This is a genomic window from Mucilaginibacter oryzae (assembly GCF_003148845.1).
GTDB lineage: Bacteria > Bacteroidota > Bacteroidia > Sphingobacteriales > Sphingobacteriaceae > Mucilaginibacter > Mucilaginibacter oryzae.
Genome location: NZ_QGHA01000005.1, coordinates 200,231 through 225,400, shown reverse-complemented (window position 1 = coordinate 225,400; position 25,170 = coordinate 200,231). Strand labels below are relative to the sequence as shown.

Annotated in this window: 26 protein-coding genes; 10 read left to right on the top strand and 16 right to left on the bottom strand. The window is 44.2% G+C overall.

From position 1 onward, the window contains the following. Window positions 1-196: 196 nt before the first annotated feature. Both LX99_RS15005 and pyrE read right to left on the bottom strand, forming a co-directional pair. Window positions 197-592: an SRPBCC family protein gene (locus LX99_RS15005; protein WP_109608815.1), complete on the bottom strand. Its 396-nt coding sequence runs from the start codon at window positions 590-592 to the stop codon at window positions 197-199. A gap of 86 nt (window positions 593-678) precedes the next feature. Then, entirely contained in the window at window positions 679-1,335 is a 657-nt protein-coding gene (gene pyrE, locus LX99_RS15000; RefSeq protein WP_109608621.1) for an orotate phosphoribosyltransferase, read from the bottom strand. Between pyrE and LX99_RS14995 the strand changes: the two genes are divergently transcribed. Then, complete coding sequence (locus LX99_RS14995; protein ID WP_022832479.1) at window positions 1,334-1,972, top strand: NUDIX hydrolase; 639 nt, start codon at window positions 1,334-1,336, stop codon at window positions 1,970-1,972. The genes pyrE and LX99_RS14995 overlap by 2 nt on opposite strands. Here the strand turns inward: LX99_RS14995 and coaD are convergent. The 4 genes from coaD to LX99_RS14980 all read right to left on the bottom strand — a co-directional run bounded on the left by coaD (window position 1,941) and on the right by LX99_RS14980 (window position 4,289). Then, window positions 1,941-2,402, bottom strand: coding sequence for a pantetheine-phosphate adenylyltransferase (gene coaD / locus LX99_RS14990; protein WP_109608620.1), 462 nt, complete (start codon window positions 2,400-2,402; stop codon window positions 1,941-1,943). The genes LX99_RS14995 and coaD overlap by 32 nt on opposite strands. 186 nt (window positions 2,403-2,588) lie before the next feature. Continuing rightward, window positions 2,589-3,323 carry a DUF72 domain-containing protein gene (locus tag LX99_RS14985; protein ID WP_109608619.1) on the bottom strand — a complete coding sequence of 245 codons (735 nt, stop codon included), beginning with the start codon at window positions 3,321-3,323 and terminating at the stop codon, window positions 2,589-2,591. 102 nt (window positions 3,324-3,425) lie between these two features. Then, entirely contained in the window at window positions 3,426-3,578 is a 153-nt protein-coding gene (locus LX99_RS25715) for a hypothetical protein (protein WP_170122713.1), read from the bottom strand. Between the two features lie 27 nt (window positions 3,579-3,605). Further along, window positions 3,606-4,289 carry a response regulator gene (locus LX99_RS14980; RefSeq protein WP_146203136.1) on the bottom strand — a complete coding sequence of 228 codons (684 nt, stop codon included), beginning with the start codon at window positions 4,287-4,289 and terminating at the stop codon, window positions 3,606-3,608. A 476-nt stretch (window positions 4,290-4,765) separates the two neighbouring features. Between LX99_RS14980 and LX99_RS14975 the strand changes: the two genes are divergently transcribed. From LX99_RS14975 to LX99_RS14960, 4 genes are read left to right on the top strand one after another with little or no spacing between them, the layout of a single operon-like run. After that, on the top strand, window positions 4,766-5,740 hold the full coding sequence (locus LX99_RS14975) for a glycosyltransferase family 4 protein (protein ID WP_109608617.1): 975 nt from the start codon (window positions 4,766-4,768) through the stop codon (window positions 5,738-5,740). Beyond that, window positions 5,733-7,025, top strand: a complete 1,293-nt coding sequence (locus LX99_RS14970; protein WP_109608616.1) for a glycosyltransferase family 4 protein — start codon at window positions 5,733-5,735, stop codon at window positions 7,023-7,025. Before LX99_RS14975 ends, LX99_RS14970 begins: the two co-directional genes overlap by 8 nt. A 1-nt stretch (window position 7,026) precedes the next feature. Next, complete coding sequence (locus tag LX99_RS14965; RefSeq protein ID WP_109608615.1) at window positions 7,027-7,602, top strand: D-glycero-alpha-D-manno-heptose-1,7-bisphosphate 7-phosphatase; 576 nt, start codon at window positions 7,027-7,029, stop codon at window positions 7,600-7,602. Then, window positions 7,577-8,710 carry a glycosyltransferase family 9 protein gene (locus tag LX99_RS14960; RefSeq protein ID WP_211319030.1) on the top strand — a complete coding sequence of 378 codons (1,134 nt, stop codon included), beginning with the start codon at window positions 7,577-7,579 and terminating at the stop codon, window positions 8,708-8,710. Before LX99_RS14965 ends, LX99_RS14960 begins: the two co-directional genes overlap by 26 nt. Here the strand turns inward: LX99_RS14960 and LX99_RS14955 are convergent. From LX99_RS14955 to LX99_RS14945, 3 genes are read right to left on the bottom strand one after another with little or no spacing between them, the layout of a single operon-like run. Next, window positions 8,646-9,638 carry a glycosyltransferase family 9 protein gene (locus LX99_RS14955; protein ID WP_109608613.1) on the bottom strand — a complete coding sequence of 331 codons (993 nt, stop codon included), beginning with the start codon at window positions 9,636-9,638 and terminating at the stop codon, window positions 8,646-8,648. The two genes, LX99_RS14960 and LX99_RS14955, sit on opposite strands and share 65 nt — an antisense overlap. Before the next feature lie 2 nt (window positions 9,639-9,640). Further along, on the bottom strand, window positions 9,641-10,543 hold the full coding sequence (locus LX99_RS14950; RefSeq protein WP_245927930.1) for a glycosyltransferase: 903 nt from the start codon (window positions 10,541-10,543) through the stop codon (window positions 9,641-9,643). Further along, window positions 10,512-12,317, bottom strand: coding sequence for a carbamoyltransferase family protein (locus tag LX99_RS14945; RefSeq protein WP_109608611.1), 1,806 nt, complete (start codon window positions 12,315-12,317; stop codon window positions 10,512-10,514). The genes LX99_RS14950 and LX99_RS14945 overlap by 32 nt, the downstream gene beginning before the upstream one ends. 440 nt (window positions 12,318-12,757) lie before the next feature. Here LX99_RS14945 and LX99_RS14935 point away from each other — a divergent pair, with 440 nt between their 5' ends. The 4 genes from LX99_RS14935 (at window position 12,758) to LX99_RS25710 (ending at window position 13,816) form a co-directional block, all read left to right on the top strand. Further along, window positions 12,758-12,901, top strand: a complete 144-nt coding sequence (locus LX99_RS14935; RefSeq protein ID WP_245927929.1) for a hypothetical protein — start codon at window positions 12,758-12,760, stop codon at window positions 12,899-12,901. 88 nt (window positions 12,902-12,989) lie between these two features. Beyond that, entirely contained in the window at window positions 12,990-13,406 is a 417-nt protein-coding gene (locus LX99_RS14930) for a c-type cytochrome (protein WP_109608609.1), read from the top strand. Window positions 13,407-13,498: 92 nt separating this feature from the next. Beyond that, window positions 13,499-13,624 carry a hypothetical protein gene (locus LX99_RS26270; RefSeq protein ID WP_281270964.1) on the top strand — a complete coding sequence of 42 codons (126 nt, stop codon included), beginning with the start codon at window positions 13,499-13,501 and terminating at the stop codon, window positions 13,622-13,624. A gap of 30 nt (window positions 13,625-13,654) precedes the next feature. Continuing rightward, window positions 13,655-13,816 (top strand): hypothetical protein, encoded by a 162-nt coding sequence (locus LX99_RS25710; RefSeq protein WP_170122712.1) that lies wholly within the window; start codon window positions 13,655-13,657, stop codon window positions 13,814-13,816. 146 nt (window positions 13,817-13,962) lie between these two features. Here LX99_RS25710 and LX99_RS14925 read toward each other — a convergent pair whose 3' ends face one another. From LX99_RS14925 to LX99_RS14900, 6 genes are all read right to left on the bottom strand, one after another. Continuing rightward, entirely contained in the window at window positions 13,963-15,714 is a 1,752-nt protein-coding gene (locus LX99_RS14925) for a glycoside hydrolase family 9 protein (RefSeq protein ID WP_109608608.1), read from the bottom strand. Window positions 15,715-15,750: 36 nt separating this feature from the next. Then, window positions 15,751-16,290, bottom strand: a complete 540-nt coding sequence (locus LX99_RS14920) for a hypothetical protein (protein ID WP_109608607.1) — start codon at window positions 16,288-16,290, stop codon at window positions 15,751-15,753. A gap of 79 nt (window positions 16,291-16,369) precedes the next feature. After that, a complete protein-coding gene (locus LX99_RS14915; protein ID WP_109608606.1) occupies window positions 16,370-17,536 on the bottom strand; it encodes an IPT/TIG domain-containing protein in 1,167 nt (388 codons plus the stop codon). A gap of 52 nt (window positions 17,537-17,588) precedes the next feature. Beyond that, entirely contained in the window at window positions 17,589-19,145 is a 1,557-nt protein-coding gene (locus LX99_RS14910; RefSeq protein WP_109608605.1) for a RagB/SusD family nutrient uptake outer membrane protein, read from the bottom strand. A gap of 20 nt (window positions 19,146-19,165) precedes the next feature. Next, on the bottom strand, window positions 19,166-22,582 hold the full coding sequence (locus tag LX99_RS14905; RefSeq protein ID WP_211319029.1) for a TonB-dependent receptor: 3,417 nt from the start codon (window positions 22,580-22,582) through the stop codon (window positions 19,166-19,168). A gap of 207 nt (window positions 22,583-22,789) precedes the next feature. Then, window positions 22,790-23,935 (bottom strand): FecR family protein, encoded by a 1,146-nt coding sequence (locus LX99_RS14900; protein ID WP_109608603.1) that lies wholly within the window; start codon window positions 23,933-23,935, stop codon window positions 22,790-22,792. A gap of 187 nt (window positions 23,936-24,122) precedes the next feature. On the opposite strand from LX99_RS14900, the gene LX99_RS14895 reads away from it, so the two are divergent. Next, complete coding sequence (locus LX99_RS14895) at window positions 24,123-24,707, top strand: RNA polymerase sigma-70 factor (protein WP_146203135.1); 585 nt, start codon at window positions 24,123-24,125, stop codon at window positions 24,705-24,707. A gap of 64 nt (window positions 24,708-24,771) precedes the next feature. Here LX99_RS14895 and LX99_RS25705 read toward each other — a convergent pair whose 3' ends face one another. Next, the gene (locus tag LX99_RS25705; protein ID WP_170122711.1) at window positions 24,772-25,152 is read right to left on the bottom strand and encodes a hypothetical protein; all 381 of its coding nucleotides are present in this window, start codon (window positions 25,150-25,152) and stop codon (window positions 24,772-24,774) included. Window positions 25,153-25,170 lie beyond the last annotated feature (18 nt).

The following is a 25,170-nucleotide window of genomic DNA, read 5'->3' as shown; positions in this document are numbered from 1 at the left end:
CATTCAGCCAATTATAACATAATGGTATAACCTTTGACTAATACTTACTATAACACAATTATTTAATATTAATATAAATTAACATTGGTCATGGGCGAACTAATCATCGGCTTAATTATCATCAATGTGATAATAGGCATTTACAATATACAAAAACGCAAGGTATATTAAACCTTACAGGCGCAAAAATCTAATATTAGCTTAACAGGTTAAGCAGGCTTTGCGTTTCATGATCGGCTAATTTTTGAAGTGGGCCTGATGCCAGCATCTTCATCATCATGCTAAGTTCTGCGCCGATTGTGAATACAACATCAGTATGGTCGTTGTCGAAAGATAACGACCATTTTAGTTCCAGGTCAAAAGGCGGCTTTTCGGCAGGAATAATGGTGATCAGTTCATCCGGCACACGTTCACTTATTTTTAAAGCCAGCTTAGCCATATTTTGGATGCTGAATCGGGCTTCATCGGTAGTGGAGGCCCATTCCTGAATATTATCGGGCATCAGTTGCCGGTGATTATTAAAATCGGCTAAAAAATCATAAACCGCCTTTAGCGGCTTGTTGATGCTTACCTTGCTGGTAAATGTATTCATTTGGATAGATATGGTTATAAACGTGAAATTTGATAGCCTGCGCTGGCGGTCAAATTTCAACCTAATCAAAACAACAATCAGTGGCTTTAGTTTGAAGCCACTCCCCAGGCCGATGGGTTTTCGCGCCATTGCTTTAACAGGTCAACATCTTTTTCGGTGATGTATTGATTTTCTGAAGCGTATTTAATAAGCGCGTTGTAGTTTGATAATGTTACATAAGGGCAATTAGCCTGTTTAAAGTTGTAGTCGGCAACATCAAAACCATAAGTGAATATAGCGGCAAGGCCTGCAACATCATACCCTGCATTGCGCAGCGCTTCAACAGCCTGAAGGCTGCTTTTACCTGTTGACAGTAAATCTTCAATTACAACAACGCGCTTGCCCGATGTGGTTGCCGCGTCGCCCTCAATCATGCTGCCCGTACCGTGTTCCTTGGGTTTTGAGCGTACGTAAATAAACGGGAGGCCCATTTCCTGCGCTACCAGGGCACCTTGCGGTATACCCGCGGTTGCCACGCCGGCTATGCAGCCAACCGAGCCAAATTTATCCTGTATGGCGGCAACCAGTTGCTGCCTGATATAGGTGCGGATAGTTGGATGAGAAAGTGTAACGCGGTTATCGCAGTAAATCGGAGATTTCCAGCCCGATGCCCATGTAAAAGGATTATTGGGTTGTAATTTAATTGCTTTAATTTGCAGCAGGAATTCGGCTACTTGTTGTTCGATCTCATTATTAGTAAACATGGCTCAAAAATACAGAATTTATATTAACGAAAAGGTTATCCTCATTACAGAATCTGAACCAAAACACGCGGATAATTTTGAAAAGCTTGATGCAGAGATGTTTGATCTTAAAATTATATATACCTGGATCCTTGCTAACCCCAATAAGCTTTTCTATATCAAAACAGCCAATGCCAAAGTGTATTTTAAAGCCGTGAAGAAAAACATTACACTAATTGAAGCCGCCGGGGGGCTTGTTATGAACACTAAGGGCCAATACCTTTTCATTTACCGTAATGATAAATGGGATTTGCCAAAAGGAAAGATCGAAAAAGAAGAAGGTGTAAAAGAAGCGGCCGTGCGTGAGGTTGAGGAGGAGTGCGGTATTAAAGTGAGCGAGCTTAACGAAAAAATTTGCAAAACATACCACGTTTATGTTAACCGGGGGGAAGTAGTGCTTAAAAAAACGCACTGGTTTGCCATGAAAAGTAAAACTAAAGACAAGCTAAAACCGCAGAAAGAGGAAGGCATAACCGATGTGCGCTGGTTTGAAAAAGAACATATCGAACCTATTATCGATAATACCTTCCCATCCATTATGGATGTGCTGCATAAAGAAAAACTGGTTACAAATAAGGTAATGCCTCTTTCGGAATAAACTGGCTTACATCGCCGCTGTACCGGATTATTTCGCGTACAATGGTTGAACTGATGGATGAATAGCCTGGTTTACTTACTATAAAAATGCTTTCGATATCGGGTGCCAGCGAGTGGTTCATCTGGGCGATGGCTTTTTCGTATTCAAAATCAGATACGGTACGGATTCCCCTGATCATGTAGGCGGCACCTATGCTTTTGCAAAAATCAACCGTTAACCCCTCATAGGCTATTACATGGATGCGCTCGTCGTGCGCAAAAACCGCCCTGATCATCTGCTCACGTTGTTCGATAGTCAGCAGGCCCTTTTTACTGCTGTTTACACCAATGCCGATATAAAATTTATCAAATAATTCAACCGAGCGTTTTACAATATCAACGTGTGCCTTGGTAATCGGGTCAAACGACCCAGGGAAAAGCGCTGTTTTCATGTTGTAAAAGTAATGAATAGTTGATTGGCTGTATGGTTGTTTTTTCTTTTCGGCGAATGATTGATTAAGTTCAGGTTACGAAATGAATTTAAAGTATATGCAAGTAATTGTAAGCCCTTTTTTAGGCTTGTTTCCGTTTCAGGGAAGCGGCGTTTAGCCACAGGTAAGAACACTGTCGGGAGCAAGCTACTGCTTATCCGTCACCGCAAATCTTGAAAGATTTAAGGCATCCGGGATAGCGGCTACTGCCGCGTCATTATTGAAATAACACCAGGCTTCTTTTATCTTTGGATTTTCCTGCACTTCATCAGCAAATTGTTGTAAGCTTTGCTCCGGATATGCCGAGCGGTATAAATCCGGAACACCATGAAACCGGTAATAAATCGTTGCTGTATTAGCGATTAACTGGTTTGGCAGGTTGGGATGGCTCATCCCGCAAAATGCTACATCCTGTTTTGCCAGGCGTTCATAAACTTTTGGCTGCCACCAACTGGGGTGGCGAAATTCGATCACATTGCTGAAGCCCGGATCCATTTGGCTCATGATCCGCTCGAGCCGGTCTTCCGCGTAAGCCAATCGTGTCGGCAGCTGAAAGAGAATGGGGCCGAGTTTTTCCTGCAATCCCTCCCTTGTGGTATCATAAAAACTGCTCAGCAAATCTGCGGTATCATGAAATTGCTTAAAGTGGGTAATCGCTCTCGGCGCTTTTACCGAAAACCGGAAATCTGCAGGCGCCTGCTCATGCCAGTTTTTAAGGAAAGATACCTGCGGAAAGCGATAAAAGGTAACGTTAAGTTCAAGCGTACTAAACTTCCCCGCATAAAACTCAAACCATCGCCTTTGCGGTAAATGATCAGGATAGAATGTACCGCGCCAATGTTTATAGTAAAAACCGGAGCAACCGATATGCCAGTTAATCATTTGAATTACTTGAAATAACAAAGGCTGCCGAAAGGCCGTCTTTATTTTATGTTAACGAATTGTTCTGTTTCGGCAGGGACAAAGGTTCGGTACTCTTGATAATCAGGATTTGGCCGTTCGGCCGCAAACCGTTGCCTGCTTCTTTTTTGTTTGTTCATCTTTTTTTCTGAACCAATTATGAGCGGACAGGAAGGCTATTGGCAACGCAAAGGCAACGATAAGAGCGAGTGCGATCTTATGTTTAAGAGTTTTCATAGTGATAGCTATCTAATATCCAATAGTTTACCTACTTGCGCTGCGAGTGGTGTCTTCCCGCGTTTTCATCAAATTGTAGCGCATAGCATATTTAACCAGTGCGGGCGTGTTGCGCACACCGGTTTTATTGATCATGGCTTGCCGGTGGCCTTCCACGGTTCGTCTGCTGGTAAACAGTTGGTCGGCAATTTCCTGGTTGGTACATCCATCAGAAATCAATCGCAACACCTCCATTTCCCGTCCCGAAAATTCGATGTTTGGCTCAACTATAAGCGACGCCGCTTCAGTTCCTTTTAAAAAGAGGAGCGTAAGCCTTGATGCCAGTAGCGTACATATATAGTATTTGCCCTGGTTAACCTGCCTGATGGCAAAAATTAATTCCTCCCGGCCAACCAGTTTGCTTAAATAGCTTTTTATCCCTGATTTAAACCCGTCAATAAGGTATTGTTCCTGGTCTTCGGTGGTAAACATGATTGTTTTGATGAAAGGGAAATGCCGACTGATCTGTTCGGCTATTAAAATGCCATTTATTCGGGGCAGGTGCACATCGGTAAGTACTATATCGGGCGTTACGCCTGCGCTGATCAGTTCGAGCACGCTTTCTCCGTCTGATGCCTGGGAAAGTACTTCAAATTCCGGCTCATCACTCAACAAGTTTTTTACACCGGCTAAAGTATGTTCATTACCGTCAGCTATTAACACACGTATCATATCGTTTTTTAACAAAATATTTTTGGAATATTGGTTCGGCAAATAATTGCCGGAAAGCCGGCCCGTATCGGAATGGTATTAAATCGAAGTGTTATTAATTAGATAATCAATTTTTTTCTTAATTGTTTACTAAATTCCAAAAAATACCATTATTACAATTTACGCCACATTGTAAGCTTAAACAATGAAAATCTGTTAATGGTGTCTATAATCAGCGTTTCCCCAAAATGTGGAACGCTTCCACGGTAAAAATTCCACGGTAAATTCAGTTGTTAGTATTTAATTTTTAGTTAAAAATTAAATTGAAGATAGACATTGGCAAGCGGTCTGCCGGTCACGGTCTATCAAAATTAAATAAACTATAACAGGTACTTTACACCGGGTTTTCACGTATATACCGTACAAACAGTAACCGTTTATGTCATGTTGTCATTGAAGCGTTTTAACAAATAGAAACGCTTCTGACAAAAAACGACATGAAGATATTTACCTGGCACATACATGGAAGTTACCTGTTTTATTTATCGCAGGTTAACCATGACATTTATATCCCTACGAGGGCCGAAAAGGGAGAGGGGTATTACGGGCGGGGAGAAACCTTCCCTTTCGGCCCCAACGTTATTGAAATACCGCATGAAGAGGTAAAGCTCCATGAATTTGATTGCATCCTTTTTCAAACCAATCAAAATTATCTTTTGGATCAATACGAGATCCTGTCTGAAAAGCAACGTGCGTTGCCGGCGATCTACCTTGAGCACGATCCGCCGCGCCTGCATCCAACCGATACCAGGCATTTAATCAACAACCCCGAGATCACCCTTGTACATGTAACTCATTTTAACCGTTTGATGTGGGATTGCGGCGATACGCCTACAATGGTTATAGAACATGGCGTTACAGATCACGGCGCAATTTACAGCGGCGAACTTGCCAAAGGGATAGTAGTGATCAACAACCTGCCTACGCGCGGGCGCTTACTAGGTTTTGATGTTTTTAAAACCGTAAAAGAGAAGATCCCTGTAGACCTGGTAGGTATGGGAACCGGCGAATGGGGGCTTGGCGAGGTGCTGCACCCTCAACTTCCGGCATTTCAATCAAATTATCGTTTCTTTTTTAACCCTATCAGGTACACAAGCCTGGGGTTGGCTATATGCGAAGCCATGATGATGGGCATCCCTGTTGTAGGTCTTGCCACTACCGAGTTAGCTGCTGTAATTGATAATGGTGTAAACGGCTTTATCCACACCGATTTGGATTATTTGGTTGAAAAAATGCAGCAATTGCTTCATGATCCTGAACTCGCCGCCACGATTGGTGCAAAGGGACGTGAAACAGCATTAGCTCGTTTTAATATCAACCGTTTTACGGCCAATTGGGAGAAGTTATTTGAAAAAGTAAGCAGCCGTTCAGGGCTTATAGATACTGAAACAAAACTGATCTATCATGAATAATAACCCCCAAAAAATAGCCTTTATCAGTGAGCATGCCTCGCCATTGGCTTACCTTGGCGGCGTAGATACCGGCGGCCAGAATGTATATGTGGCACAACTGGCAAAACACCTGGCCGACGAGGGGCATTCTATTGATATTTATACCCGGCGGGAAGATAACAGCGTGCAAACCATAGTGGATTGGGTGCCAAATATCCGGGTTATTCATGTGCAGGCCGGACCGGCAAAAGTAATTCCGAAAGAAGAGATTCTGTCCTATATGCCCGAATTTGCCGGTTGGATGCGCAGTTTTATCAATACAGAAAAATTGAGTTACGATCTTGTACATGCAAACTTTTTCATGTCGGGCCTGGTTGCCATGAAACTCAAGTTGAAAATGCAGATTCCGTTTGTCATCACCTTTCACGCGCTCGGGCGCGTAAGGCGTTTACATCAAAAGGAAAAAGATCTGTTCCCTGCAGAACGCCTCAATATAGAAACGGTGCTTTGTAAAGAAGCTGATCAGATCATTGCAGAGTGCCCGCAGGACAGGGAAGACCTCATTGAACTTTACCAGGCCGATCCCGGCAAAATCGCCATCGTACCATGCGGTTTTAGCCAAACAGAGTTTCATCCGGTTAACAGGGATATAGCGCGCAAAATGCTTCAGATAAACCCTGATGAAAAAGTATTGCTGCAACTTGGCCGTATGGTGCCGCGCAAAGGCATCGATAACGTGATCCGCTCGTTAGCTTCATTAAGCGATAAAAGCGCTGAAAAAGTAAAACTGCTTATTGTTGGGGGCGATAAGGATGATGTGACCGAATCATCATGCGCCGAGTATAAAAGGTTATCAGACCTGGCCGCCTTTTTAGGAGTTGCTGATAAAGTACAGTTTGCAGGCAGGAAAAGCCGCGAGTATTTAAAGTTTTATTACGCTGCCGCAGATGTTTTTATCACCACGCCCTGGTATGAGCCTTTTGGCATTACACCGCTTGAGGCTATGGCTTGCGGTACACCGGTTATAGGATCTGACGTAGGGGGAATTAAATACAGTGTGATTGATGGCGTTACGGGCGCACTTGTGCCGCCTAAAAACGCGGAAGCACTTGCACAAAAGATAGATGAACTTGTGACCGATGAACGTGTTTTAAGCGAAATGGGCCGAAATGCATTAAAGCACGTAAACGCTAACTTTACCTGGAAAAAGGTGGCCCAGGAAATTCAAAAGGTTTATAAGGTTACATTAAGGAAAACGGCAAATCCGTTCGCCCGTAAAAATGCCACCCGTATTGAAGCTGCGTGATATGAACAGAGCTGTTTTTTTAGACAAAGATGGCACGCTGATACCGGATATCCCTTACAATGTCGATCCTGATAAAATCAGCCTGGCTGATAATTGCACAGAAGGCTTACGAATGCTGGCAGCAGCGGGCTATAAACTAATTGTTATTTCCAATCAATCAGGCATCGCGAAGGGATATTTTAGTGAAGCTGAGTTTTTATTGGCGATGAAACGACTGTATAAACTTTTTGAAGCAGAGGCCGTGAGGCTTGAAGCCTTTTATTACTGCCCGCATCACCCCGAAGGAACCAACACCGGTTATAGCATAAACTGCGATTGCCGCAAGCCAATGCCGGGAATGCTGCTAAAGGCGGCCCGGGACCATCAACTTGATCTTGATCACTGCTGGATGATTGGTGATATCCTTAACGATGTGGAAGCCGGTAACCGTGCCGGATGCAAAAGTATTTTAGTTGATAACGGAAATGAAACCGAATGGCTTGAAGGGCCATACAGGCAACCGGGATTTAGCTGCAGAAATGTTAACGAAGCGGCTGCTTACATCTTAAATTATGGTTCAGATGTCGGGCTGGGATAACTTTAAAAATATTTTGTGCATCCGTCCCGATAATATGGGCGACCTGATCATGAGCGGCCCTGCATTGCGCAAGTTTAAAAAAGGGTTAAACGCCCGCATCACCTTATTAACATCTTCTATGGCAGCGGGCATTACGCCCTTTATCCCTGAGATTGATGAAGTCATAATTTTTGATTTGCCCTGGGTTAAACAGGCAAATACCGAACGCCCGGACGCATTGTTTGCATTAGTTGAACGGCTTAAAAAGTATCATTTTGATGCCGCCGTTATTTTTACTGTTTACAGTCAAAACCCGTTGCCTTCGGCCATGATCGCTTATCAGGCAGGAATTTCCAGGGTTTTGGCCTATTGCCGCGAAAACCCATACGGCCTGATCACAGATTGGGTGCCGGACGAGGAGCCCTTTCGATACATTGATCATCAGGTCGACCGCGATTTAAAACTGGTTAACCACGTTTGTAATGTAAATGTCGGCAAACGTCTGAGTCTGACAGTAAATGAAACCGGATGGCCTGAAATTACAGAAAAGTTAAAGCAAACCGGATTGGATAATGGTAGGCCATGGCTCATTCTACACGCAGGGGTAAGCGAAATTAAAAGACAATTTCCGGAAGAACTTTGGATTGAAACCGCGTTGCAAATAATATCAAAAGGTTACCAGGTATTGCTCACCGGATCAGCCGGGGAAAAGGAACTGGTTAGCCGTTTGCAAACCCAAATAGGAGCAGGCGCCTTTAACGCAGCCGGGCTTTTCCCTATCGGGCAACTGATAACGCTTATTAGTCGTGCTTCTTTATTGTTATCTGTCAATACCGGTGTCACGCACATCTCCGCCGCAGTGGGCACGCCGGTAGTTGTTCTGTATGCACAAACCAATCCGCAACATACGCCCTGGATGGTGCCTAACACTGTAATTGAATTTCCGGTACCGGATGGTTTGAAAAGTAAAAATGGTGTGATCCGTTATGTAGATGATACAATTTATGCCAATCCTGCCATGATGCCCGAACCTGCGGTTATTACAGATCATGTGATCCGCTTAATCAGGTCGTCTGCTGTATCAGGTCGGCAGTTTCACGGAACACCACATGAAAATCAGGAACTTTAAGCCAATTGATCGTACGGTGGTGGAAGGTATCTATTGGTCCCCAGCGATGGGGCTCGCCATCCATACTGATCACCACACTGCGGGTTTTAAATGCCGCCGCGATATGTGATACGCCGGTGCAGTTTGAAACAAGCAAGGCGGCGTTACTGATCAAGGCGCCAACCGCGCCCAGCGATGTTTTCCCGGTGGTGTCGATAGGTGTGTTTTTCATCTGGCTGATTACTGCATTGGTGACGTCTGTTTCGTCCCTTATGCCGGTTATTACCGCCTTGTAACCCTGGTCGATGCAAAAATCAGCAAGTGCCGCAAAATAATTTACAGGCCATTGCCGCCATGATCCGCGGGAACCGGGATGGATACAAACGTATCGTTGCGGTTCTATCGGTAAACTCAAGCTGCGTAAATCAGCCATATCTGCTTCTGATAACGGGAACTCGAGTTCATTACCCAGCGGAGCACATCCTAAGTGCTCCACTAAGCTGATATGCCGGTCTATTTCCGGGCCATGATCAGGATAATCTAAAAATAGCCCGTTATCCGGCGCATAGTGCCCGGCGGTTTTAAATCCGGCTACATGCTTTGCCCCTAATAATTCCATCATTGGGTTCACAACAGATCCATTACCCTGCATCTGCAATAACAAATCAAATTGTTCTGCCTGCATTTGTTCAATAAAAGCAGGAAATATCTTTGCGTCAAAATCCTGTTCCGGCAATCCGGGAAAGCCCGGAAAATGGATAAAGCCATCAAAATAACGGTCGAAACGCCCGGTAAAGCCTTTAGCCCAGGGCAAACCTAATAAAATGATTTTAGCGTGGGGATAAGCATTGCGCAGCGCGCGGATGGCTGGAATGGTACATAACAGATCGCCTAACTGAAGCGCCCTGAAAATGCCGATTTTCTTAATTTCCTGAACGGGTAACTTCATGTTTAAATAAATAAAACGCGGTATTTAAAGGCGCCATACCATTGCCAATAGATGGAATAAAAGGGGATGAGTATTGATGTAAAAACTATTTCAGCCACATGCCTTAATGAGCGGCTGGTATGGTATAACCGCCTGTAAATGAAATAAGCAGTAAGTACAAACCAACCTGTAGCCCCGATTACGGTAAGCAAAGAAGAAGCTGAAAATAATCCTGCAATAAAGATCATAAAACAGGCAATGATCAGGTAATACAAAACAGGTGGCTGCGGTTGGATTTTAGCACGATAAAGTGATGGAAACTTTTGATAAAGTAAAGCATTAAACAAAGTTTTCTTTTGCTCTTTAAGGCTGATACCCCAGGTTGCCTGCCGTACGGGATGAACTACTAATGCCTGATCTATCTTTTTGATATCTATATTGTACCGGATTAGTTTAAACTCCAGGTCGCTGTCTTCCCGCCAGGCCATGCTAAACCGTTCATCAAAGCCGCCGGTAATAAATAGGGCTTGCTTTGTACAGGCACAATTAGCGGTAACAAAATCGGCGGTTTCAAGGCCCGCTGTGTTAAGTTCATAGTCGGTAGGGCGCTGTCCACGGGGAACAAAAACACGACCGGTAAACGCCTGCGGCTTAGTGGGGTCAGCTTCTGCAAGTATGGCCCTAAGCCAATTCTTGTCGGGCTGGCAATCATCGTCGGTAAAGGCTACAACCGCAGCTTTTGCATTAAGCCAGCCCAAGTTTCGCGCCGCAGCCGGCCCCTTTTTTTCCGGCAGGCAGAAATACCTGATATTTAACAGTCCGTTAAATTCATTTACTGCCTGCTCAGTTTCCTGATCGGGACCGTCGCTTACTACCAATATCTCAAAAGCCTGTTTATTCAGCAACTGCTGCTGCAGCGCTTTCAAGCAATTCCTGAGTAACTGCGGCCGCCTGTATGTTGGTATAATTACGGATATCTGCATTTTTTTCGATTATAAATGAACCAATGATCAAAGCATCAAAAGGGGAGCTCCAAAAACACTCGATAGCATCGCGCGGCGTACAAACTATAGGTTTGCCAAGCGTGTTGAACGAAGTGTTGATCAATACCGGAACACCGGTTTTGCGGTAGAAGGCCTTTAGCAGATCATAATATTTTTTGTTTTGCTGTTCGTTTACCGTTTGGATCCGCGCTGTGCCATCGGTATGCCGTACTGCGGGGATGCGGTCGGCTTTATCGGCCTTTACATCGTATATAAATAACATAAACGGCGAATATTCCGCACCTTCAAACCAGTTGGCGGCTTCCTCTTCAAGCACAACCGGCGCCACCGGACGGAAATCTTCACGGTCTTTTACCTCATTCAGGCGCGCCTGCATTTCCGGATTAATGGGAGATGCTAATATGGAGCGGCTGCCCAAAGCCCGGGGGCCAAACTCCATCCGGTTTTGGTACCAGCCTATTATTTTATCCTGCGCAAGCACTTCGGCCGTTTCTTCGGCTATATCTTGCATGCGGCGGTAAGGCACCTTGCACCACTTCATGAATTTTTCAATTTCATCGTCGTTGTATTCCGGCCCCCAGTAGGCGTGATTCATCACAAATTCGCGTTCATTACTTTTTCTTTGCTGGGCATCTATCCATAATGCTGAACCTAAGGCAGTACCATCATCGCCGGATGCGGGCTGCACCCAAATGTTACTGAAAGCTTTCGCATCTCTGATACGTGCGTTAGCCACACAGTTAAGGGCTACACCGCCTGCCATGCACAAGTTTGCCGAGCCGGTTTCTTTTTGCAGCCAACCGGTAATATCAAGCAAAGTTTCTTCCAATACCAGTTGCAGCGAGTGCGCGATATTGAAATGATGGGCGGTAAATTCCTGGTGGCGCAACCGTTGGGCACCAAAACGCTCCGTGAAATTTTGATTGGTAATGGTGTATTGCCCCTGGCCGCTTAAATTGATCATCTCCCGAAAGTCTTTCACAAAATCGGTATTCCCATAAGACGCCAAAGCCATAACCTTGTACTCGTCCGACGAGTGCAGGAAGCCGAGGTGAGTTGTTACCTGTTCGTAAAGTAAACCTAAAGAATGCGGCATGTTTACCTGGCCTATGCGTGTTAGCTGCTGGCCGCTGCCCAAATTATAAGTTGTTGTAGCCAGTTCACCACGCCCGTCAACCGTCATTACCGCGGCCTCATTAAAAGGCGAACAGTTAAAGGCGCTTGCGGCATGAGCCACATGGTGCTCCACATAATGCCATTGCTCCGGTTGTATGTTTGCGCCTATAAAGCGTTTTTGCAAATGATGGGGGTAACCATCATTAAGCTGCGCACGCGCGTTAATAATGGAAGACAAAAACAGCGGGTCCCATACGTTCAACCAATCATTGCTATCAATTTTTTCGTTGTTTTCAAAGGGTATCGCTATAGTTGGCTTGCCACGATATTGTTCGCCTATCAGAAGATAAGGATCGAACGAATAAGCTACATGATCTAGATCATTGATATGGATGTCGGCTACGCGCAGGCAATAATCAATGGCATGAAAGGGTAGTTCCCAGGTTGAAAATGGTACCGGCCTTTTGCCGTGTTTGAAGTGAGTGAACCTTTCCTCTTCCGCTGCCGCGATAAGCCGTCCGTCTTTTATTAAACACGCCGCCGAATCGTGAAATACAGCGTTTATTCCTAAGGTATACATAATTTATAATTTCTGTCTGTTGGATTCGGTTTAAATAACACCGGCATCGCTCATGCAGTTTTGGAAGTATACCAAACAGGCGATGAAACAGGCGTGCCATTATTGGTTTACTTTGATTAAGTATTTTAAAATCAATTGTTTGTATTTTTTTCTGTTGCGCCGGGCTTATGAAATCGGGTACTTAACACCGCTATTTAACGTAATTTACGCAAGCGCAACAGTATATGAATATTGTTTAGTAATAAAGTCATATCAGATATCCGATGTTTTGGCCCCTAAAAATTCAATCATTCTACCTATTTATAACTGTATTGTTTTGATTTCTTTTTGTTTAACCTAATTAACTTAAAGTAAATGGCATTGTAATTATGACGTTAGATAAATTCAGTTACTACTATAATAATATTTAAACAAAAGTTAAAACCACCTATATGTTAGCAATGAATTACCGGGGCCCTTACCGCATCAGAAAAGTAGATAAGCCAATGCCCGAAATTTTACACCCCGAAGATGCCATAGTACGGGTAACGCGCAGTTGTATCTGCGGTTCTGATAGTTACTACCATTTGCATTTGTATTTATAGGATTATTCATTGTTATAGCGCTTTTCCTCATCATCAGGAGAACCAAGCGAAGGGATTAAAGCATCTAAACCGATTAAAACCAACCACTATGAAAAAAATATATTACCTGATGTTGCCGCTTGCTTTGGTAGCGGCCTGTAAGGGCAACTCTTCCGATGAGAACAAAGGAGGTAGCGACAGCGCTAAAGCCGTGAATGTAACGGCGAAGGCAAGAAACTCTGATGCCGATACCAATGTCATGAAAATCGGAACAGAGCCGACAGGAGGGGAGGCAGGCTCTGCCATGGGACAGAAGTTGATGGCCTCGTCTGATTGTAATACCTGTCACCATACAGATTCAAAACTAATCGGGCCTGCCTTCCAGGACGTGGCTTCCAGGTACCCGGCATCGAAGGCCAATATTTCCATGCTTGCCAAAAAGGTTATTACTGGAGGCAGCGGGCATTGGGGTAATATCGCTATGACACCCCATCCATACAACTGGACTGGGCCCACATCCAGTTAACTGAGATCAGGCTCATCCCAAGCGCGAGTTATTCCTACTGGGATATTTACCCGGAAATGCAGATTTGCCTTGACCTGCTGAGTAAAGGGAAGATGAACACGAAGAAGATGATCAGCCACCGCTTCCCGCTTTCCAAAATCAATGAGGCTTTCGATACAGCCGAGCAAAAGGAATCGACACAGGCGGTGTTTGTCGCGCTGACATTAGACGATGAGTAATCCAGGTTTCTAAACCCCAAATTAGTTGATATGAACGAGCAGGAATTTTTAAAAGGCCAGCGTGTAGTTACACCCGACGGGCAGGGCGAAGTAACCGATGCGATAGGCGACAAGGTTACTGTGAAACTTGACAGCGGAACAGACAAGGTTTATCCAGCAGACGACTTGCAGGATGACAGTAGCGCCGGATAAATCATGAGAATATAATCAAAGAATGTTTGTTTTTAGCCGACATATTTAAGTAAAAAAGCCGTAATCAGCATAATTTTCGTTCTGACTACGGCTTTTTTACCTGGAAAGTATTGATTAGATAGGTAAGCGCTGATGCTTAACAGTTTTTAATTCGGTTTGTAACCGGTACGAAGTATCTCGATGGTATTAACCAGGTAAGCCAGCGGCGCGTTCCAGTTAATAGCGATCTCGTTGGATGCATAGGCTTTATCATCATCCAAATATGCCTGGTCTGCCACGGCAGAAGGATATTTTTGCCCATCCTGTACGCCTGGGTTGGGGCCTCCAACCAACAAACCGGGAACCGGCTCCGTAATACCGTCGGCAACTGAAAGCCGGTGATGCGGGTGCTTCGGGTTTTTAGTGCCGAAGCCCGTTACATAACAATATCCCGTTCCGTTTCTCCCCAAAAGATAATCAAGGTTAGTGATAGCCCCGGCCAGGTATTTTGCTTTTTGGGTAATTAAATAGGCCTGGATTAAAAGTATACCTTCATTTGCAGCAAAGCTGTTACTTCCCCAATTAAAGTCTGTTGCTGATGATCCCATTACAGTACCGTACGCGGATCCTCCGGCACGTTCAAGCATGGCATCAGCAAAATTTAATAATTGGCTGGTCATTCCCGGTAAATCGCTTTCAGCTATTCCGTCAACATCTTTTTTGTTCCGTATCAGTGAATAATAACCCAGCAATTTAACCTTTCCCCACGATGGGACACCGATAGAATTGTCATGGATCAGCCTGGTTATTTTAAAATAGTTTTCATCTTTAGTGGTTACATACAGTTCACAGGCTGCCCAAAAAAATTCTTCGCCAAAGCTGAAACTGCCATAAGTGCCCGTGGTTATGCGGGGCTCAAACTTCCGGTTTATTTCATCCTGATCGTACGCAACCTGCCGGTTGGTCATAGCCCATTGCCATGCTTTGGTGGCCGCGGTTAAACAAGAGTCGGAAAGATGCGGACAAACACTCCCGAAGTTTTTAAATATGCGTGCAGATTGCGCCATCACGGCTGCAAACTCCAAAGCGGCGGCAGTACTTTTTTGTACAACATATCGCGGCGAAACGCATTTGTCGGGCATCAGCATGCCATCAAAGTCGGCGTTGGTGAGTTTGTGATATACACCCCCGTCATCAGGATCCTGCATGGTGAACATCCATCTCAGGTTCCACAAAACTTCGTTAAGCACATCAGGCAATTGGTTGCCGGTTTCGGGTATATCAAGCTGCACCGATTTCATTTGTGCCGGAAAATCTTCATAAAGCGATAATAAGGTGCCCATTGTAATCCCGCTGTTTACAATGTATTTATTGTAGTCGCCGGCATCATACCAGCCCCGCGGTGATGAAATTAAACTGCCGGCAGGCCGGGTTTTACCGGCTGCCGACGGATGTACCAAGACAGCAGTATCCGGATGCCCCTCGTTTCGATGCCAGATGCCCGCGTATTTCTCCGGAAGAGGCGTTGAAGCCCGCTGAAAATAAAACGCCTTGATTGAAGCTTTGGCCAATTTTTGATAGGCATCAGCTTGTATCACGAAAGGGTATGACCGCCCTGCTCCATCCACCATTAGTGTATAAGTGCCTGGTTGAGTTAATGAAGTAAAGTCTGCTATCCAGGTAGTTTTCCCTTCCAGGTCGGGCTTTAAGGCCTTTTTTAATTTGCCGGAAAATGCAGTGGTGCCATCCGGTGCTTTGATGGTAAAATCCGCTTCTTTATCGGTATATACAATGGCCGTTTTTGCGGTATTGGGGTAAAAACCGACCTGATTAAGCCTGATATTATTCGCCTCCTGTTGCGCGTAGCCGGTATTGATTAACGCAGCAAGCAAGAGCAGAGCGAAAATGTGTTTTATCATTTTTATTACGCTTTATATTAAAGTTAGTAAATTGAATTATTGCCCCACGCTGTCGGCAACCACCACTTCGGCAGATACGGCATCAATAAACAAAGTGCCGGATGCATAGCCCATAGCTGCCAATATTTTAAACTTTACAGCCCCCGAAGGTATTGTTACCTTTTTACTGATGAATTGCCAGCTTTGGTCGCCAACCAGCCGGGCAACACTTACCGACTCGCCAATTTTTTGTTCCCGTCCATCCAGGAACTCCACGTTTAAAATAGCTCCGTTCCAGTCATCAAAGCCTTTTACTACGTTAATTGTTTTGAGCCAGGCGCTAACCTCCAGCGCCGGTGCCTTTTTAGGTATGTTGATAACCTGGTGTAATCCTAACCATTTTTCGGTATTGGGGGCAATGATCGCGCAGCTGTTTTTTCCTTCTTTAAAATCGTAAGGGGTAACGGTGCCGCCATAGTTCACCCATCCCTCTGTGTCATCCTCAAAACCTCCGTTAGTCACCAGGTTTTTTTGAGCAGAAACTTTATTAACGGAGATTAATAAAATAAACCCCAGTATCCATATCGATGCTTTCATCGTACTTTTATAATTTCACTGTTAAATAAAAAGCAGATGCCGCTATTTTAAAATAGCAGCATCTGCAACCATTAATATTTTAAAACACACCTATATCATCCAGGTAAATGGTTTCGGGCGCTTTGCCGCTCAGATCCTGGAAGCCGATGTAGCTTACGGCAGCGGGTATACCGGGCGCTTTGTCATTCTGAAACAAACTGAGAGGAATAACGTAAGTGGACCATTTTTTCTCGTGCAGTATCACGTTTACGGCGCGGTTATCAAAATCGTTTAAAGCAACTTTAATCACCCGCCCTTCGGTGCCGGTACTGGCTCCGTAAATTGAAAACTTTACATACGTTTTTCCGGTGAGATCGATATTGCCGCCAACCGCATAACCGGCATAATTACCATTGTACTGAACCATGATAGAGTGGGTTCCTCGTTTAACAATGTCGGTACTTTGATTATTTACCACTACACCATTAAAGTTAAATTCAAAGCCTCCGCTATTCACGGCGTCATCATACAGCATGCCGTTAAAACCAAAAGGAATTACATAAGCTTTGGCAATACCATCATAAGATACAGCAGGCCCTGTTACCGTTCCGCCCGGGGTGGTTACGCTAATTAAGCCCGATGCATTAGCAGGTACTTTTACTGTAATTTGTGTTGATGTGCTTGCTGTTACCTGCCCTGCGGCCGTACCAAATTTCACTGACGATACGTTATCGAACGCCGTGCCTGTTAATGTAATGATATCGCCGGGGTTACCTGCAAACTGGCTTGCATCCGTTATTGTTGGCGGCGGTTGAAGAATACTAAAGCCGAAGGTTGTGGTACCATAACTGGTAACCAGCGTAATTTTACTATTAGCAGATTGAAAGGGGATATTTAAAGGTATGGTGAAGATAACGGCATTATCATTAATAAGGGCTTTGTTAAATATAACAGGGGTGCCATTAATGGTGATACTGCTGGTGGTTAACAAATTTTGCCCTATAATGGCATATAGCCCGTTGGCCCTGCCTGCCGTAACCGTCGAATCAAAAGCCACCGGCTTTACATCTACAGATGTATAAGAACTTGTTAGCGTAACCTGGTGAACCACACTGGCACTATCCTGTTTACTAACCGTGCGTACGCGCGTAATAACCGGCGCGCCTTTACCGCCATCATTATCCTTTTTACAGGAAGAATTAAAAACCGTTAATGTAATGCAAACGGCGTAAATGGTATAATATATTTTGTCTATGATCTTTTTCATGATAGTTATTATTAGTCTAACTATATAATTTGTTCTTTACTGCCAATGGCCCTTAAAACTTAAAGGCAACCGGCGGCTCCAATAATTTAGGATTTAAAGCCACCTCGGTAGTAGGGTAGGGCATCAAAAAATTAGCATCTGTCGGTGTGTATTTCGGAACATACTGCCCTCTTTGCTGATTGCTGATAATGGCAATGGCTTTTGGATGTGATTTGGAATTGAAACCGTCCATCCGACCCAGATCAAACCAGTAATCGCCTTCAAAGGCCAGTTCAACCCTGCGTTCGTGCATGATGTCATTAAGCGTTATCGATGTACGTGGCGGTAAACCTGCACGCTGGCGTACTTTATTGAAGGGTACAATTGCCGCTGCGTTTGCAGTGCTTGCTTGCCCGGCTAAAACAGCTTCGGCCTCAATTAATAAAACCTCGGCGTAGCGCATCAGGTAAGTATTGTTGGCTGCGGATAAAAAACCACCCTTACCACCATTGTCTGCAGGTGTACCCACAACATACTTTTTAAGAAAGATGGTAGAGCCCTGTGTTACCGCATTGGCGGGCACTGTAAAGCCGCCCTGCGCCTGGTTGATTTCCGCGTAATAGTCGCCCGGAATCATCAGGGTGGCTTTCCGTCTTTCATCACCGGCCTCATAGGTGTTCAGCAGATCTATACTTCCTACTACCGAGCCAAAGCCATCGCCGGTACCGGTGATTTGAGGCGTGAAAGCAAAAAAACCTTGTAAAGAATTGCCATGCCCGTAAGGCGAACCGCCCTGCCACTGCATGGCAGCAATAGATTCTTCGTTGTTGTTATTTGCCGTTTTAAACAAATCGTTATAGGTCTTCCCCGGTATATCTACACCATAAAGTTTAAACTCGCCGCTGTTGATCACTTTTTCTGCTTCGGCACGCGCATCGGTGTAATCCTGCATATACAGGTAAACCTTGGCCAAAAGGGCTGATGCCGAACCACTGGAAACATGGCCCTGCGTGTTGGCCCCGGTTCTGATGGTGCTTGTGCAGTTAGCTTCGGCAAACTTCAGGTCGTTAATAATGAATTTGTAAATGTCTGTTACCGGGTTAGTATTTACCTGGTAATTGCTTACCATATCTATACTGTTAGTTACGATAGGCACATTTCCCCAAATGCGGGTAAGATGGAAATAAGCTAAGGCCCGCATGTAATGCGCTTCGCCAAGCGCGTTATTAACCACACTTGCCGGAACTGAAGACGGTACTTTAGCCGGTAAATTATTAATAAGCGCGTTCGCTTGTGCAACAACTGTGTACATCGAGCTCCACGCAGCCAAAATCTGGGTATTATCTCCTGTTACTGAAAAATTACTGAAGTTGATTACATCCGGCGAATATGAAAACGCGTTGCCGCTCAATAACTCGGTTATACACCATGATGATTTATTATTCCAATCAAACCACGGAGAGTTATAGAGTATAAGCGTACTTGCCTGTACCTGATCTGCTGTTTGATAGAAATTGTCAAGCGTAAGCTTATCTTGCGGTGGTGTGTCAAAAAAGTCTTTTTTACAGCCCGAAATGATTGCTGTAAGAGCCATCATCAAACCAGTGAAATATTTGGTGTGTTTTTTCATGATATTTTTATTTTGATGGATTAAAACTGAGCATTAACGCCGAAGGTGACGGTTCTGGCAATAGGATATCTGCCGATATCGATATTGGTGAGAATAGCGTTTTGGTTATAAGATCCGAGTTCCGGATCGAAGCCTTTATAAGAAGTAAATGTATAAAGGTTCTGTACGCTGCTGTATATACGTAAGCTGCTCAGCTTTGCTCTTCTTATCCATGCCGAAGGCACCTTCCAGCCCAGGTTAATGTTTTGTATGCGCAAATACGAACCGCTATGAATAAAACGGTCGGAAATTTTAAGATTCGGGTTATCTATGCCGCTTTTAGGCGCAGGGATGTCGGATTGTGAATTTTGAGGTGTCCAGAAATTGGCAACCGAAGCATATTGGTTTTGATAGGTTGAAGCCAGGCCACCTAAAGTAGGGTCCATCAAACTCAAAATTTTTGAACCGTAGGAGCCGTTTAAAAATATGCCTAAATCAAACGCCTTATAGCTGAAATTATTGGTGATGCCGTAAGTGAATTTTGGATTGGGGTTACCCAAATCTGTTCTGTCGTTCTCATCAATCTTGCCATCTTTGTTTACATCTACATATTGTACATCGCCCAGCCAGGTACCCGCGCTTGTATTGGTTACAGGGCGGCCAAATTGAATGGGGGCGTTGGCTAACTGATCGGTTGTTTTAAAAATACCCTTTACCTTGTAACCGTAAAACTCGCCAATTGGCCCGCCAACTACCGTCCGCGACACGGTAGACACTAAATAAGCGTTAGTTACAGAACCAAGGATCTGATCAAGGCCGTTCCCTAATTCTTTTACAGTGTTTTTGTAACGGGAGAATACGATTGAGGTATTCCATTTAAAGTTATCGGTTGCGATGTTCCGGGAGTTGATGCTGATGTCAACCCCGCGATTATCGAGTTTACCAAGGTTTACATAAGGAGCGTTTATACCTCCCAGGTAGCTAAAATCACCCAACACGTAAGCTGGTAAGGTTAGCTGGAATATGAAGTTTTTGGATGTTTTGTCGTAAAAATCTACGCTGGCGTCTACTCTTCCTTTCAAAATACTGAAGTCCAGACCGGCATTATATTGTATTGATGTTTGCCATTTAAGTTTCTCACTTGGGATTTGAGTGAATTGGAACCCGGTACCCAAACCTGTTATAGCAGGCGAAAGAATGGCATTGTACAGGTTGTTAGGCACTTCCTGGTTACCTACCTGCCCATAACCCAACCTGATTTTTACGTTATCGGCGATGTTTTTAAAGTTACGCATAAACGGCTCTTCAGACATACGCCAAAAGGCGGCGAATGAAGGGAAGTAACCGGTTCGGTGACCGGCTGCAAATTTAGATGAGATGTCCTGGCGGATAGTTGAGGTTAAGCTATATTTATTATTGTAAGTATAAATAACGCGCGCATAATATGACTCTTGTGTTTGTTTACCTTTGTATTCGTCGTTGGTAGCGGTAATGGCTTGACCAAGGTTAAGCGTTTGCACGTCATTGCTGTAAAAGCCCTGGCGGCCTGCTTCAATGCCACGCCAGTTCACCTTTTGCGCCTCGTGACCTAAAACAGCATTAAAATCATTTTTTGCCCCGAACTTATGCGTGTAGTTTAAGTATTCCTTCCAGATCATGAATGAGCTTTGCTGGAAGCGTTCATTAAGCGTGGCTGTCGGGTTGGTAAAACGGCCGTAAGTATAAGTAGGTGTAAACGCGTTATTGTCAGAAAAGTTAAAGTCTCCTCCAAGTTCAGACCTTAAGGTCAAATCTTTATACAGTCTGATATCGTTATATAAATTGGTATTGATATTATTCCTGTTCAGGATGTTGGAAATATTTAAAGCCTGCGCCACCGGGTTTAAAACGCCGCCTGCTGCCCTGGGATCATTAGCGGGAGGTCCTGTATATGAACCGTCGGGATTGGTAACGCTCAGATCGGGTGCCTGTAGCAGGGCATTGTAAACAATACCGTTATTATCGCCAACCACCACCCGCTCATTGCTGTGGCTTCCGGTTAAAGAGATACCGAGTTTAAACCAGTCGTTTACCTGGGCGTCGATATTCGTTCTGAGATTGTACCGGTTAAAGTTGGAGCCGATGATAATACCGTCCTGGTTCAGATAACCGCCAGACAGGTAATAATTAACGCCGTCTTTGCCGCCCGAAACGGAAACCTGGTGACTTTGCTGAATGGCCGTCCTGAAAATAGCGTCCTGCCAGTTAGTGCCTTTGCCTAACAGGGTAGGGTCTGCAAATTCATCACGCCTGCCGGTACCATAAACATCGCCCAGCGCGTTCTGAAGCGTGGCATATTGCCTCAAGTCCATCATCTGGATGCGCCGTGTAACGTTCTGAATCCCGGCATAGCCGTCATAACTGATGTGAGCCTTGCCTGTTTTACCACGCTTGGTGGTGATGATGATTACCCCGTTTGATGCCCTGTTGCCGTATATGGCGGTTGCAGAAGCATCTTTCAATACATCTATTGATTCGATGTCGCTGGGGTTGATCAGTGATAAGGGGCTTACAGAGGTTTGCGCCTCCGCATTACCGCCGGCGGCGCTGTTTGATGTTTGCAAGGCAGACCGGCCGCTTGTACTTTGATTGGTGGCATCGCCCGAAATAGGAACACCATCAATCACATACAGCGGCTCGTTGCTGCCGCTCAGTGAAGTAACACCTCTTACACGCACCGAAGTATTGCTACCCGGTGCGCCGGAGTTTTGGCTAATGGTTAGGCCCGCCGCCTTGCCCTGCAGCATTTGATCTACGCTTACCTGGGGGCTGTTGGCGATATCTTTGGCCCTGATAGAGGATATAGCGCCGGTAAGATCACCCCGTTTCTGTGTGCCGTAGCCAATAACCACAACATCAGCTATGTTTGTACTTTCCGCTATAAGGATAACATCGATATTGCTTTGATCACCAACGGCAATTTCCTTAGTCGCAAATCCTATAAATGAAAAAACAAGGGTGCTTTTGGTATCCGGGACCTTGATTTTATAATTGCCCTTAGTATCTGTAATCGTGCCAGCCCTGGAGCCCTTGATAACGATGTTTACGCCCGGAATAGGCTCTCCTTTAATATCTGTAACTTTTCCTGATACGGTTATTTCCTGTGCAATACCCGGAGCCAAATTTGTTTTTTGTTTGATAATGATGGTATTATCAATGATTTCGTAGGTGAGGTCCTGGTTAAAAAGGCATTTATCCAATACCTCCTTTACATCACCTTTCGAAATATCAATGGTTACGGGCCGCGCGTTTTTAACCATTTCGGAGTTGTACAGGATCTTGTAGCTGGTTTGTTGCCTGATGTCGTTAAAGATTTCCTTTAACGGCACCTGGTTTTTACTGATGGTTATCTTCTGCGCATAAGTGGTCGCGCTCAGCTGCAAAAAGGTACATATCATAAAAAAAAATGTTAGCTTCATGGTTAACAATAATTTAAATGAAACAGGGGGAAGCAGTCTGCATTTATATGCAGTACAATTTTTATACATTTGAATGTTAGGTTAATTAATAATTGGTTGTTTAAGAAGTAGCCTGTTTTATTAGCCTGGCATAGCAACAGCTATTGACCAGGGGCGGTGCGAACGCTCCTGGTTCAATTTAAGGTAACTGCCAGTTGAGTGTAAAGATTATCTCATCACAGTTATCCTCCTTCCTTCAACTTTAAAGTGTATTGTTCCGGTTGATTGCAGCATCTTTAAAAGATCTGAAATGTTGTTGTATCTTGATAAGGTGCCATCAAAATGCATGGCGCCGAAACCTGCATCATAAACCACTTCCACATTATACCATCTTGCCACTTTCCTCATGATGCTGTGAATATCCTCGTCCTGGAAATTAAAGTAGCCGTTTTTCCAGGCAAGCACTTCTTCCAAATTGGCTTTTTGCACCTTGATAAGGTTTGTAGCGTTATTCAGTAACGCCTGGTTACCAGGCGTTAAAAGCACATCGCTTTTATTCCGGCTAAATTTTACCGAACCTTCAAAAAGGGTAGTGGTAACGCCAGGCTCGTCGGGGTAGGCCATTACGTTAAAGTGGGTGCCTAATACCCGGGTTTCGGTACCGTTTGCGGCTACTATAAAAGGCATAGCCGGATTTTTAGATACTTCGAAATAAGCTTCGCCCATAAGTTCCACCCGGCGGTTAGCGCCGGCAAAGGCATTGGGGAATTTTATGGATGACGCCGCGTTTAGCCAAACCCGGGTACCGTCTGGTAGTTGTAACTGGTACTCGCCACCCGGAGGCGTTTTTAAAACATTATATTGAATGTTTGTTGCAGTTTTGATATCAACATCTGGTTGATAACTAAGCTCGCCGCCTGTTTTTTGAATAATAGAAGTGTTGCCGGCTTTAGCCAGTATGCCCTTTTTGCTATTGTTTAAAACAATAGATGAACCGTTTGCCAGCGTTAATATAGCTTTGCTGTTGCCGGGAGAAATATCAGTTTTAACAATGCTGTTTTGGCTGCTAACAATAGCTGTTTTTATGGGGGGCGCGCTAAGGTATCTGAACAGGGGATATGACATAGAAATTAGCACACATGCGGCAGCAACCCATTTTAACCATTGTAATCGAATAACCTTGCCCTGCGCAACCGATTTTCTGATCTGGCTTTGTATGCGGTGTTTCACCGCCCTTTCATCACCCATTTCCGGCTGCCATTTGCCGTCAATCAGAAAATCATTGCCAACCTCATTTAAAAGTTCAATCTCTTCAGGACTACAATTGCCTGCAAGAAATTTTTCATGCAAATCAATATATTCTTCTTGAGTCATAAATTAATTTAAGGGATGAAAATATTATAATCGGTTACACTCACATAGTGACTATTTCAAATGCGTAACACACATAGTTTTTTAAACTTTTTTTCATTAATTGCACAACTCTCTTTTTTTCAGTGATTTAATTTTTAATAATTGTTATACTGTTTTTGATAAAACACATAATTTTAAAAACCCAATTATGTTAAACAAAAATTATAGCGACCAGGATTTATGGGATGCCATTGTTGCAGGCGACAGCCGGGCTTATGATTTGTTGTTTAAAAGATATTGGAAAAAACTTTATATCACGGCTTATCACTATCTGAAAGACAAGCATACCTGCGAACAAATTGTGCAGGATATATTTATATATCTATGGGATAAGCGGGAGCAACTGAAGATTATTTCGTTTGAAAAATACCTGAATACGGCCGCACGCTATCACGTTTACAAGCAGTTAAATGCAAAAAAAACTTCGCCGGTAAGTTATGTGGAGGACTATATTTTTCCGGAGGAAGAAAATAACAAAAACAAAGGAGAAGAAGCACTGCTAACCGCCGACCTGGTATATGAAATAAGTACGTTGCTGCAGCAACTGCCGGAACGGTGCAGGGAGATTTTTGTAATGAGCAGGCTTGAGCACCTGTCTAACGGAGAGATAGCAGAAAAACTACATATTTCGAAGCGCACTGTAGAAAATCAAATTACACACGCGTTAAAGCATTTAAGAAATTCGCGCAAATATGTAGCCATATTTATGCTTTTGAGTAGTTTATTGAAGTGAACCCGGTACGCCTTCTATTTAAAGAAATCAGCATCCTGAATTGCGCGATAGTATAAGAGATTTGCTATAATCTCGTTTTTCTTTTTATGCGGGAGAGCAACAAAATAAAGACCGCCGCTATCAGTATCACAACTCCCCACATAATATAGGTGTTTCTTTTACCATATTCCTTTGAAATTCTGCCGGGATCAGCATTTTTGCCTGTGTTGTCATTGTTTTCCCGGCCAATACCTTGCGTGCCGCTTTTTCCGCCGGTATCCTGTAACATTTGTCTATCGCCCGGGCTTGCCGCGGGTGAAGCCTGGTCATCAGTAGGGGAAGAGTTTTTTTGAGCGCGGGAACGCTCAGCAGCCGAGTCGCGTGGCGTTTGTGCGGTTGCCGGTGTGCTGTTTATCCAGAGCGCACTTACCAACATGCTCAGGACCATCGTTTTTATTATTTTCATCTGATTAAATTATGTGGA